Source organism: Burkholderia sp. SIMBA_051 (assembly GCF_046534915.1).
GTDB classification, from domain to species: domain Bacteria; phylum Pseudomonadota; class Gammaproteobacteria; order Burkholderiales; family Burkholderiaceae; genus Burkholderia; species Burkholderia ambifaria.
In genome coordinates this window covers 1-288 of record NZ_JAWRXS010000171.1, presented here as the reverse complement: position 1 = coordinate 288, position 288 = coordinate 1, and the positions used below count along the sequence as shown (strand labels likewise).

The window sequence follows — 288 nt, the reverse complement described above, 5'->3', positions numbered from 1 at the left end:
CGCGTGACCCAGTCCGACACATCCATCCGGTCATGCAGATGCGGCTGTGTCTGATGGTGATGATCGGCGGCTTCCTGGCCCGACAGCGCGAGCGCGAGGAACGGATTGTCTTGCGGCGTCGACGCGCCGGCGCCGAGCTTCTTCACGCCGTCGGCGAGATCGTCCGAATGCCAGAACGCCTGCTCCGCGTTCTTCGTGAGGCGGTTCAGCCGCATCACGTTCCATCCCTTGATGACGATTACGCTCCACGACATCACCGACATCACCAGCAGCGCGAGCGCGATGCCG

At 64.2% G+C, this 288-nt stretch carries 1 pseudogene; it reads right to left on the bottom strand.

The window, feature by feature from the left end:
- Positions 1 to 288, bottom strand: a pseudogene (locus SB771_RS34050) (MotA/TolQ/ExbB proton channel family protein); the annotation flags it as partial.